This window comes from Verrucomicrobium spinosum DSM 4136 = JCM 18804, assembly GCF_000172155.1.
Lineage (GTDB): Bacteria > Verrucomicrobiota > Verrucomicrobiia > Verrucomicrobiales > Verrucomicrobiaceae > Verrucomicrobium > Verrucomicrobium spinosum.
Genome location: NZ_ABIZ01000001.1, coordinates 1,688,215 through 1,701,484, shown reverse-complemented (window position 1 = coordinate 1,701,484; position 13,270 = coordinate 1,688,215). Strand labels below are relative to the sequence as shown.

The following is a 13,270-nucleotide window of genomic DNA, read 5'->3' as shown; positions in this document are numbered from 1 at the left end:
CCGCTGGATGTCATTGAAGGCCAGTGACCCGCCGAGGCTGAAGGTGGTGCTGTTCCCCGCCGATGCGGCAACGGCAGCGGCAATGGCTTCCAGATCGGCGTTGATGGTGCCGGTGGACTGGGACGTCACCAGGATGCCTCCGCTGGCCGAGGTCAGGGCGGAGTTGAGCACGGCTGCGCGCGTGCGACTGCGTTCATCAGCATCTGCCTGGGTTGAACCACGAACCGTATTGACCGCCAGCACCGCCCCCACCGCGAAGGACTTGGCCCCACCGGCAGAGATCGCCACACTGGCCGCCAGGGCCGCCACTTTGGCGTCGATGGTTGCGGCGTTGGTCGTCCTCACGGCAATGGCGCCGGAGGCATTGACCAGCAGATTGTCGATCACCGCGTCCGTGTCTGTGGTGATGTTGTTGGTGGCAAAGGTGCCCGCCCCTGCGACGGTCAGAGAATCCCCCACTGAGGGTGCCACGCTGATGCCCGTGGCCGTGGCGAGGGCATTGATGCTGGCCGCATCCCGTGCCTCCACGGTGATGCCACCTGCCGTGGCGGTGAGGTCCGAGGGCGCCCCGGCGGTGTCACGCACCAGCGCCTCGGCAAAGCCGTTGATGTCATTGCGCGAGCGGGCGAAGCCGATGCTGATGGACTTGCCGGTGGACAGGCTGCCGCTGACCGCGATGGAGGAGGCCGTGACCTCCGAGTCAATGCTGCTGGTGTTGGTGGCGGTGACGGAAACGGAGCTCCCCTGGAGATCCGTGTCCAGCACCCGCGCAGAGACGCCGGACGCCACCTTGTTCATGGCCACCACCGCCCCTACGGTCACGCTGGTGGATGCAGAGATCGAGAAATCAAAGGTGGCCGCAGAGACCGGCACCACGGCGTCCAGCACCGCGCTGGAGGTGGCGCTGATGACCAGGCTGCCCGTGGCCTCAAGGTTGGATCCTTGAACCAGAACCCGCGTGGTGTCTGCCAGGTCCGCGATGTCGGTGTCCAGCAGCGCGTCGATGGTGTTGAAAAGGAGGTTCTGGGAATGCACCCCGATGGTGTTGAATGCCAGCGTCACCCCCACGGAGGTGGATCCCGCCTTCACCATGCTGTCCACCCGGGCCTGAAGCCGGCTGCCATGGTGAGCGGTGGCAGAGAGCCCGCCGCCGGTGGCCCGCAGGCTGGAGTTCGTCACCGTGGTGGCGGCCGCCCCGACGATGGAGTTCGTTGAAATCACGCCTCCCACCGCCAGGGAGATGCCGCTGTCCAGGCCGCCGCTGTCGGCGCTGAATTCGGCATCCACACTGGCGTCCATCACACTGCTCTCGCTGGAGCGCACCACCACGGAGGCACCGGCGAGGTTGACATTCGTCAGTTCGGCAGCGCCACCGCCAATGAGGTCGTTGCGCACCGCGAGGCCGCCAATGGCCTTGGCTCCGTCCTTGCTGAAAGGGTTGGTGCTTCCGGAGGAGGATTCCACCACCAGCTTGACCACCGCATCCAGGGTGAGTTTGTCTTCAGCGGAGATTTCCACCGCCCCCAGTGCCAAGACAGGAGCGGTCGTGTTGGCCAGCACCGCCGTGCTGCCACCCGCGATCATGTTGCTGGCGAGCACGAAACCGGCTGACGTGCTTTCACTTCCGTGGAAGGTGGAGGCTTCTGCTGAGGCTTCGTTGGTGAGCAGGGCGACTGCCTCCACCGTGTTGGTGGCAAGGAGTTTCAAGTCGCCTGCGGAGGCAAGGGATGAGTTGGTGATCGTCGCACGGGCTTCAGCCGCATCGATGTCTCCGATGTTGGTGCCCAGGAGGGCGTCCAGCGTCTGGAAGAGCACGTTCTGGCTCTCATAACCCACGGAGTTGAAGGCGAGTGTCACGCCCACCGCCACGCTGCCGCTGATGACCTGGTTGACGTTTTCAACATCGAGCTTGGCGGCGTTCTCCGCCGTCACATGAATCGCCCCCAGAGTGGAGGTGAGAGAACTGTCAGCCACTGTGGCGGTGGCCGCACCCAACAGGGTGTTGCTGGCAATCACGCCCCCCACAGCAAGCTGGGTGCCCTGGCCAAACTCGCTGCCGCCTTCGGCTTTGGAGGCAGCCTGAAGTTTCGCTTCCAGCGTCGCAGCATTTTCGGCCGCCACCGTCACGGTGGCCCCGGTCAGGTCGGCATCCGTCACCTCGGCGATGGTGCCGCCATCCAGCACGTTGCGCACGCTCGTGAAGCCAATCGCCATCGCATCATCCGCGCTGGCGATGTTGGTGCTTTCCGTCTCCGACACGAGGGATACCGTGGTGGTGGACACCAGGTCGGAGCTGTCACTTGCGGCAACCGTGACGTCGCCATCAGCATCGATCACTGGCACGATCGCGATGCCCCGGACACGGGCCTCAGCCCCGGAGGCCATGTAGTTGCTCGCCAGCACGGCGCTTGCCGCCATGCTGTTCTGGCCTGTGAACCCGCTGCCCGAGCTCTCCAGGCTGTTGTCGAAGGTGGCGGTCAGCGTGGTGGCATTGGTCGCCTCCAGCGTGACATCGCCTGCAGCCTGGACGTGTGTGTCCGTCAGCAGGGCCACGGCCTTGGAGGGATCCGCGTCGCCAATCTCCGTGCCGATCAGGGCATCCAGCGCCTGGAAGAGAATGTTCTGGCTTTCATAGCCCAGCGTGTTGAACGCCAGCATCACGCCCACCCCTTGATCTCCGCTGCTCACCTGGTTGGCGTTGGTCGCCGCAAGCTCCAGGCTGTTGTCAGCCGTCACCGAGACATCGCCCGTGTTGGCCGTGAGTTCACTGTTGACTCCTTGAGCCAACGCCCCGCCCAGCACGGTGTTGCTGGCAATGACGGCATTGACCGCCAGTTGCGTGCCCGCCCCCAGGGTGCTGCCCCCGGCCGCACTCGCCTCTGCATCCACGGAGGCTTCCAGCTTCGCACTGTTTTCGGCACTGATCTCGATGCTGTCACCGGTGATGTCCGCGTTGAGCACCTCTGCCACCGTGCCGCCTTCCAGCACGTTGCGCACGCTGATGCCGCCAAGCGCCATCGCATTGTCATCGCTGAACTCGTTGTCGCTCGTGGTTTCCGCGACCAGGGAGATGGTGCTGTCCGAGTTGAGCCCGGAGGTGTCAGACGCTTTGACCGACACGGCCCCTCCGGCATCGATCTGCGGGTTGCCCCCTTCAATGGCCGCCCGGGCCCCGGAGGCCACGAAGTTGCTGGCCACCACAAAGCTCGCCGCCATGCTGTTCTGCCCCGTGAACCCGCTCGCCTGGCTCTCAGAGGTGTTGTCGAACGTCGCGTTCAAGATGGAGGCATTCGTCGCCTCCACCGTGACATCCCCTGCCGCGGTGACGTTGGAGTTGGTCAGCAGCGCGTCCGCACGGGAGGGATCGGCATCGCCGATCTCAGTGCCGAGCAGGGCGTCCAGCGTCTGGAAGAGCACGTTCTGGCTCTCATAGCCCAGCGTGTTGAACGCCAGCATCGCTCCCACACCCTGATCTCCACTGGTCACCTGGTTGGCATTTTCAGCGGTCAGGTTCACACTGTTCTCTGCCGTTACAGAGACATCTCCCGACTCGGCGGTGAACTGACTGTTCACCCCTTGAGCCAAAGCGCCGCCCAACACGGAGTTGCTCGCAATCACGCCATTGACGGCGAGTTGATTGCCCGCCCCCAAGGTGCTGCCACCCGAGGCGCTGGCTTCCGCATCGATCGTCGATTCCAGCGTCGTCTCGTTGTTGGCTGAGATCGCGATTTCAGATCCAGTGATGCTGGCATTCTTGATTTCCGCCACCACGCCGCCTTCAAGGACGTTGCGGGCAATCAAGGCCCCCAACGACATGGAGTCATCGGCGCTAAACTCATTGTCGCTGACCGTCTCCGCAAGCAGGGACGCTGTGGTCGAGGCTGTCAGGGCCGAGGCATCAGATGCCGCCACCTCGACGCCGCCCTGGGCGTCAATGACCGGGGCCGTGCCTTCAACGGCCGCACGGGCGCCGGAGGCCACCATGTTGCTGGCTAGCACCACGCTCGCCGCCATGCTGTTCTGCCCCGTAAATCCGCTCGCCGAGCTTTCCAGGCTGTTGTTGAACTCTGCGGTGAGGGTGGATTCGTTGGTGGCCGAGACCGTCACTCCGCCTGCGGCGGTCACATTCGTGTTGGTCAGCAGGGCCTCTGCCGTGGAAGCGTCTTTGTCGCCAATCTCCGTGCCCACCAGCGCGTCCAGCGTCTGGAAGAGGATGTTCTGGCTTTCATAACCCAGCGTGTTGAACGCCAGCATCGCCCCCACCCCGGTGTCTCCGCTGCTCACCTGGTTGGCGTTGGTCGCCGAAAGCTCCAGCGCATTGGCCGCCGTCACCGAGACATCGCCCGTGGTGGTCGTGAGTTCACTGTTGACTCCTTGAGCCAAGGCTCCGCCCAGCACCGTGTTGCTGGCGATGACCGCATTGACCGCCAGTTGCGCGCCGTCACCCAGGGTGCTGCCGCCCGCCACCGTGGCTTCCGCATCCACCGTGGCTTCCAGCTTCGCGCTGTTTTCGGCACTGATCTCTATGCTGCTCCCGGTGATGTCCGCGTTGAACACCTCTGCCACCGTGCCGCCATCCAGCACGTTGCGCACGCTGATGCCGCCCAGGCCCATCGCGTTGTCAGCGCTCAGTTCATTGTCGCTGGTGGTTTCCGCAACCAGGCCAATGGTGCTGGTGGAGTTAAGCTCAGAAGTGTCGGACGCTTTGACCGACACCGCGCCTTCAGCTTCGACTTGCGGATTGCCCTCTGAAATGGCCGCCCGGGCCCCGGAGGCCACGAAGTTGCTGGCCACCACAAAGCTTGCCGCCATCGTGTTCTGCCCCGTGAACCCGCTCGCCTGGCTCTCGGAGGTGTTGTCGAAGGTGGCATTGAGCACCGAGGCGTTGGTCGCCTCCACCTTGACATCGGTCTTGGCGGTGACGTCGGTGTTGGTCACCAGCGCGTCAGCACGCGAAGGATCCTGATCGCCGATCTCCGAACCAATCAGCGCGTCCAGCGTTTGGAAGAGCACGTTCTGGCTCTCATAACCCAGCGTGTTAAACGCCAGCATCACGCCTGCACCGGTGTCCCCGCTGGTCACCTGGTTGGCGTTCTCCGCCGTCAGGTTCACGCTGTTGTCCGCCGTCACGCTGACCCCGCCGGTCCCGGCGGTGAGGGTGCTGTCACTGGCCTGCGCCAGAGCGCCGCCCAGTACGGAGTTGCTCGCGATGACCCCACTCACGGCCAGTTGGGTGCCATCGCCCAGCGTGCTGCCACCCGAGGCGCTGGCTTCCGCGTCAATGGACGCGGTCAGAGTTGTTTCATTGTCCGCAGCAAGGGTGATGCTGCCACCCGTCACCGTGGCGTTGTCGATGACCGCCGTCACCCCGCCTTCAAGGACGTTGCGGGCAATCAAGGCCCCCAACGCCATGGAGTCGTCGTCGCTAAACTCGTTGTCGCTGACTGTTTCCGCCAGCAGGGACACCGTGGTCGCCGAACTCAATTCGGAGCTGTCCGAGGCACTCACGCTCACGCCGCCCTGGGCATCGATGACCGGGGCCGTGCCCTCAACGGCCGCACGGGCACCGGAAGCCACCATGTTGCTGGCCAGCACCACGCTCGCCGCCATGCTGTTCTGGCCCGTAAACCCGCTCGCCGAGCTTTCCAGGCTGTTGTTGAACTCTGCAGTGAGGGTGGATTCGTTGGTGGCCGAGACGGTTACTCCGCCTGCGGCGGTCACATTCGTGTTGGTCAGCAGGGCCTCTGCCGTGGAAGCGTCTTTGTCGCCAATCTCCGTGCCCACCAGCGCGTCCAGCGTCTGGAAGAGGATGTTCTGGCTTTCATATCCCAGCGTGTTGAACGCCAGCATCGCCCCCACCCCGGTGTCTCCGCTGCTCACCTGGTTGGCATTGGTGGCGCTGAGCTCCAGCGCATTGGCCGCTGTAACTGAGACATCACCCGTGGTGGTCGTGAGTTCACTGTTGACTCCTTGAGCCAAAGCCCCGCCCAGCACCGTGTTGCTGGCAATGACCGCATTGACCGCCAGTTGCGTGCCGTCACCCAGGGTGCTGCCGCCCGCCACCGTGGCTTCCGCATCCACCGTGGCTTCCAGCTTCGCGCGGTTGTCCGCCTCAATGCTGATGCTGCTCCCGGTGATGTCCGCGTTGAGCACCTCTGCCACCGTGCCGCCTTCCAGCACGTTGCGCACGCTGATGCCACCCAGGCCCATCGCGTTGTCAGCGCTCAGTTCATTGTCGCTGGTGGTTTCCGCAACCAGGCCAATGGTGCTGCTGGAATTAAGCTCAGAAGTGTCGGACGCTTTGACCGACACCGCGCCTTCAGCTTCAATCTCGGGAGCTGCTCCTTCAATGGCCGCCCGGGCACCGGAGGCCACGAAGTTGCTGGCCACCACAAAGCTTGCCGCCATCGTGTTCTGCCCCGTGAACCCGCTTGCCTGGCTCTCAGAGGTGTTGTCGAACGTGGCGTTCAAGATGGAGGCGTTGGTCGCCTCCACCGTGACATCAGTCTTGGCGGTGACGTTGGTGTTGGTCACCAGCGCGTCAGCACGCGAAGGTTCCTGATCGCCAATCTCAGAACCAATCAGCGCGTCCAGCGTCTGGAAGAGCACGTTCTGGCTCTCATAACCCAGCGTGTTGAACGCCAGCATCACGCCTGCGCCCGTGTCCCCGCTGGTCACCTGGTTGGCGTTCTCCGCCGTCAGGTTCACGCTGTTGTCAGCCGTCACACTCACCCCGCCCGTCTCGGCGGTGAGGCTGCTGTCACTGGCCTGCGCCAAAGCGCCGCCCAGTACGGAGTTGCTCGCGATGACCCCGCTCACGGCCAGTTGGGTGCCATCACCCAAAGTGCTGCCACCCGAGGCGCTGGCTTCCGCGTCAATGGACGCGGTCAGAGTTGTTTCATTGTCCGCGGCAAGGGTGATGCTGCCACCCGTCACCGTGGCGTGGTCGATGACCGCCGTTACGCCGCCTTCAAGGACGTTGCGGGCAATCAAGGCCCCCAACGCCATGGAGTCGTCATCGCTAAACTCGTTGTCGCTGACCGTCTCCGCCAGCAGGGACACCGTGGTGGCCGAACTCAATTCGGAGCTGTCCGAGGCACTCACGCTCACGCCGCCCTGGGCATCGATGACCGGGGCCGTGCTTTCAACGGCCGCACGGGCGCCGGAAGCCACCATGTTGCTGGCCAGCACCACGCTCGCCGCCATGCTGTTCTGGCCCGTAAACCCACTTGCCGAACTTGCCAGGCTGTTGTTGAACTCTGCCGTCAGCACCGATTCGTTGGTGGCCGAGACGGTCACTCCGCCTGCCGCGGTCACATTCGTGTTGGTCAGCAGGGCCTCTGCCGTGGAAGCGTCTTTGTCGCCAATCTCCGTGCCCACCAGCGCGTCCAGCGTCTGGAAGAGGATGTTCTGGCTCTCATATCCCAGCGTATTGAACGCCAGCATCGCCCCCACCCCGGTGTCTCCGCTGCTCACCTGGTTGGCGTTGGTCGCGCTGAGTTCCAGCGCATTGGCCGCCGTCACTGAGACGTCACCCGTGGTGGCCGTGAGTTCACTGTTGACTCCTTGAGCCAAAGCCCCGCCCAGCACCGTGTTGCTGGCAATGACCGCATTGACCGCCAGTTGCGTGCCGTCACCCAGCGTGCTGCCGCCCGCCACCGTGGCTTCCGCATCCACCGTGGCTTCCAGCTTCGCGCGGTTGTCCGCCTCAATGCTGATGCTGCTCCCGGTGATGTCCGCGTTGAACACTTCTGCCACCGTGCCGCCTTCCAGCACGTTGCGCACGCTGATGCCACCCAGGCCCATCGCGTTGTCAGCGCTCAGTTCATTGTCGCTGGTGGTTTCCGCAACCAGGCCAATGGTGCTGCTGGAATTAAGCTCAGAAGTGTCGGACGCTTTGACCGACACCGCGCCTTCAGCTTCAATCTCGGGAGCTGCTCCTTCAATGGCCGCCCGGGCACCGGAGGCCACGAAGTTGCTGGCCACCACAAAGCTTGCCGCCATCGTGTTCTGCCCCGTGAACCCGCTTGCCTGGCTCTCAGAGGTGTTGTCGAACGTGGCGTTCAAGATGGAGGCGTTGGTCGCCTCCACCGTGACATCAGTCTTGGCCGTGATGTTGGTGTTGGTCACCAGCGCATCCGCACGGGAGGGGGCGGCATCACCGATCTCCGAACCAATCAGCGCGTCCAGCGTCTGGAAGAGCACGTTCTGGCTCTCATAACCCAGCGTGTTGAACGCCAGCATCGCGCCTGCGCCAGTGTCCCCGCTGGTCACCTGGTTGGCGTTCTCCGCCGTCAGGTTCACGCTGTTGTCGGCGGTGACACTCACGCCACCCGTCTCGGCCGTCAAGGTGCTGTCATTGGCCTGAGCCAGAGCGCCGCCCAGCACGGAGTTGCTCGCGATCACTCCGTTGGCCGCGATCTGCGTGCCATCGCCCAATGTGCTGCCGCCCGAGGCACTGGCTTCGGCGTCAATCGTTGCATTGAGGGTGGTGGCATTGTCTGCGGCAATGGCAATGCTGCCACCCGTGACGCTGGCATGGACGATCTCTGCCGACGCGCCGCCATCCAGCAAGTTGCGCACGCTGAGGAAACCAATGGCCGTGGAATCATCCGCCGAAAATTCATTGTCGCTGGTGGTCTGCGACAGCAGGGACAGCGTGGATGAAGCATTGAGGACGGATTCATTCGCAGCCTGCACGGACACAGCTCCGCCCACATCGACGGTGATCAATTCGTCCCCAGCCTTCAAGCTGGCGGCAACGGTGCTGGCCATCATGTTGCTGGCGAGCACGCCTCCAGCCACGGTGCTGCTGACACCCGTGAAACCTTCCGCGACGCCGGCCACGCCGTTGTCGGTGCTGGCATCAAGGCTGGCGGAGTTTTCCGCGGAGATGGTGAGTCCCCCTGTGGCGGAGACGCCGGTGTCCACCACCAGGGCCTGAGTGCTGGTCTGCGCGGTGTCTCCGATGGGCGAGCCCACGAGGGCATCGACGGCCTGGAAAAGCAGGTTCTGGTTCTCGTAGCCGACGGTATTGAATGCGGCGACCACGCCCGCAGCCTGATTGCCGCTGCTGACCTGGCTGCTGTTCGTAGCCTGCAGTTGCAGAGCATTCTCGGCCGACACTTCCACGGCCCCATCCCCCGCTGTGAGGGTGGAATCAGCCACCAGGCTGGTGACGCCACCACGCAGCGTGTTGGCCGCGATGACGGCACCCACGGCCATGGACTGGCCGCCGCCAAAAATATTTCCACCAACCGACTCGACCTCGGCATTGGCCTCAGCCTCCACCACTGCGGTCTGCTCCGCCCGCACCTGGATGGAGTCCGCCGTGAGATCGATGCCCTGCACGCTAGCCTCCGCGGCGGCATCCAGATCATTGCGCACCAGCATGCCGCCGAGCGCCATCGAGTCGGACTCGCTGAAGACGTTGTCGTTGGTGACCTCAGCCGCGGCACGGATGCGCGTACCGGCCTTCAAGCTGCCGCCCTGGGTGGCGCGCACGGTGGCGGCACCGCCCGCCTGCGCGGCCAGCGTGGCCCCGGTTGACTGTAGCAGGGCCAGTGCCCCGCCGGCCACAAGGTTGGAGGAAAGTACAAAACTGGCCGCCTGGCCACTCGCAGCCGTGAAGCCCAGCGCCTCGCTCAGGGCCTCGTTGGTCACAGAGGACTCCAGGGCCAGAAGATTGTCCGCGGTGACGACCAGATCGCCTGCGGAAATGACCTGTGCGTCCTCAATGATGGCATGGGCGAGGGCACGATCCACCGTGCCCAGGCTCAGGCCCACCAGGGCATCGAGCGTGAGCGTGGCCAGGTCCTGCGGCTCATAGCCCACAGTGTTGTAGGCGAGATTGACCCCGACTGCGGTGTTGTCCGCCGTGACCACGCTGCTGTTCTCCGCCGTGATCTCCGACTGGTTGACGGCTGATACCGTCACCGCGCCTGCCGTGGAGGTCACCGCGCCCCCGGCGACCCGCGCCTCAGCCCCGCCGAGGACGTTGTTGGTGACGATGACTCCCTGGGCAGCCAGCGTGGCCGCCCCCACAAACGGGCTGCCGCCCTCCACCTTCACCACGCTGTCCGTCAAGGAAACAACGGTGGCATGCGAGTCCGCCTTCACCGTCACGGAGGCACCCTCCACGTCCGCCCCTCCAATCGCAGCGTAGGTGCCGGAGGTGAACTGGTTGCGCACAATGATGCCGCCCACCGCCACCGCACCGGCATCACTGAGGGGATTGAGGCTCTCCGCCGTGGCCGTGTTCTTGAAACTGGTGGTCGCCGTGAGGGAGGACTCATCCACCGCCGACACGAGGATGTCCCCCGCAGCAGTCACCGTGGTGGCCTCTACCTGGCGGCGAATCACTGCACTGGCACCGGTGTTGACGATGTTGGAGGAGAAGACAGCACCTGCCGCCGCCGCGCCGGTGCCGGAGAATCCGTCCACCGCGGTGTCCACCAGATTGGTCACCTCAGAATCAAGCGTCACCTGAGCCGTAGCCAGCACGGAGACGTCCCCACCCACATCCAGCGTGGAATCCTGCACCACTGCCACTACCGGGCCGGACAACGTCCCCCCCAGATCCGCCCCAAGCAGATCCGTCATGTCAAGGGCCGCCACATCGTCTGGTCGCACGCCGTAGAGGTTCCAGGCCTCCGACATGCCGATCGAAAGTCCGGCAGACAAGGTGGAGAACTCTCCCACGGTCGAAGCCGCCGCCACCTTGCTATGGGCCGACACCTGGGAGGTGTCCGCCGCAGACACGGTGACCCCGCCGGTGGCCAGATCGACATCGCTGGAGGAGAGGAGCGAGGAAACCTCCCCGGAGATCACATTCACCGCCTTGGTGCCGCCAAAGCTGAGGCTGGGCAGGAGAGAGGCGGGGCCACCGGTGACGGCGACGACCCCCACATTGGAGGAGGCATCAATGTTCCGGGTGGCCGTGACGGCCAGGCCACCGGCGCTGGCATCCACATCAGCACCCGATACCGCGGCCTGAACAAGGCGATGAAGATCGTTGAGAGCAAACGACTGGCCGATGACGACATCGCCCACCAGGGAGACGAGATCCGTGGAGACGTTGCCCGTCTTCGCGTCCAGCCTGGAGTTGTCCAGCGCCACCACAGAGACCGCGGCGGTCGAGTTCACGACAGTGCCATCCAGCACGGCGGACGTGATGCCTGCCACGCGATTCGTCGCGGTGCGTGAAGTGGCGGAATACGCCCCGCTGGTGGTGGCGGAGACGGAGAGCCCTGCCACGGTGAAGGTGGCAAACCCGATGTAGGTGGAGGCGCTCTCTGTGAAAGCGTGCAGCACCAAGTCCGCAGCAGTGGACTCGACGATCCCCGAAGTGAGGGCGGAGACCGTGGTCAACCCCGCTGACTGGACGACGGCACCAGTCTCCACCGTGACGGTGGCCGTGGTCAGTGCACTGAGAATCGCTTCATCAAGACCGGAAAGATGCACATTGCGCGAAGCCAGCGCCTCCAACGTAAGGGTGCCGTCGGAGTTAAGGGTGCCACTCACCACCAGGGAGGCGGTGCGATTCACCACCCCCACTTGCGTGGTCACCCCGATGCCGGTGGCATCTCCATCATAGGCGCTCAGACGGATGGTGCCTGCATTCACGGTGGCTCCTGCGGCCACGGTGATGTCTTCTGACTCAATGGTGAAGCTGCCATCCAGCCCCAGGGTCACCCCGTCGCCCACCAGCACGCTGTCATACCCGCCTCCACCGATGATGGTGAGCGAATTGAGCGACGTGTTGAAATTGATCAGCTCAAAGCTGTTGTTCAGTGAACGCAGGCTCAGCTGGCCGTGCTCATTCACCTCCAGGATCGCCTGGTCGTCCCCACCCGTGAGGTGGATGATGGCGTCAGAAGTGCCGCTGTAGTCAATCGGCTCCAGCCCGCGATAGGCCAGCGTGGAGAGGTCTGTCTCAATCAGACCAGAATCGGGACCAAATGCCCGGAAAACTGCGTTCGCGGAACTTCCTCCGTCGAGCACTACCGTATCGAACCCACCAGCACCCCCGTCAATCAAGCCATCCAGCTGACCGGCCGTCTCAAACACAAAGCGGTCTTCATTGTCCGCCGCTCCCTCCAGATTTTCCACCCCGCTGAAGCGCAAGCCATACACGCTTCCCTCATTGTGCCCGGTCACCAACCAGGTCGTATCTGCACCAGAACCGATGATGCGGTCATTTCCAGACCCGCCGTCAAAGGTGAAGCTCCCGCCAGAGACGGGTGGCGGGAGATTGTTGGTCCCGAGAACCAGGGTGTCATCCCCCTCCCCGGTGAGGATGGTGAGCTCCCGCAGGCCACGGGCGCGCAGATCGGTGGCAACGGTCACCTCATCCGCACTCTCGCCGGGAGCGTCATGGGACATGGCGTCCACGATGACCTGCTCCACATTGGAGAAGACCAGCTCCTCAAAGGCGACTCCGCCACTGGTGCCGCGGATGCGGCTCCAGCCATCCGCCGGACTGTCCAGCACCAGGTCATCCACACCATGCGGGGTGGTGAAGGTGAAGCTGGCACCTTCACCAGTGCCCTCAATGATGACGGGCTCCACGCCGGAGAACTGGATGCGATGGTTGCCAAAAACGAGGACGCCCTCACCCGCCTGGGCTCCGGGAGTGTAGCCGCCCGAAGTCACCCCGGTGATTTTCAGCACATCGAAACCACCCGCGCCGCCGTCAAAGTAGAGGTCCAGAGACGTGGAGAACTGGCTCAAGTCCAGCGAAAGGAGGTCGTCCGTGTGATCGGTGCCACGGATGTGGATGGTGCCGGGCTGGTCGGTGGGAAGCCCCATCTGGCTCCAGTCGATGTGGCCCTGCATCTGGATTTCCAGGCTCAGCTGGTTGGAGACCAGGGACTGCACCTCCCCGGCAGGAAGGTCCTGCACCCCCTGGAGGATGGTGGCCAGATCACCCTCTGGGTTCACCCCAGATTCCGCATCCACGGGCGGGGTCTGATCTTGCGTGACTGGCGCGGGGCCGCTGCCCTCTCCACTGCCTTGACTGCCCGCATCTGGCCCCTGCTGCTGCGCCACTGGAGGGGCATCTGGCACCGGCGGCGGCTCCTCCAGCGGACTGGCTGAGTACAAAATGCGGGGCTCCAGCGTCTCATGTCGCACCCGATCCTCGCCAGCCTCCCCTCCAAAAAACCAGTCAGCAACGCGTTTGGAGAGCTTGGAGCCTCCTTTTTTGCGGCGGTTGGGGGCCCCAGGGGAGGAATTAGGAGGGATCATGGCCGTTTAAAAATGGGCCAAT

At 64.2% G+C, this 13,270-nt stretch carries 1 protein-coding gene (cut by a window edge); it reads right to left on the bottom strand.

From position 1 onward, the window contains the following. A protein-coding gene (locus VSP_RS06710) for a PKD domain-containing protein (protein ID WP_009959582.1) crosses the window boundary here: on the bottom strand, positions 1 to 13,248 show its 5' portion. It extends 20,757 nt beyond the left edge of the window; the window shows 13,248 of its 34,005 coding nt (coding positions 1-13,248); the start codon lies at positions 13,246 to 13,248; its stop codon lies beyond the left edge, outside the window. Positions 13,249 to 13,270: the final 22 nt, after the last annotated feature.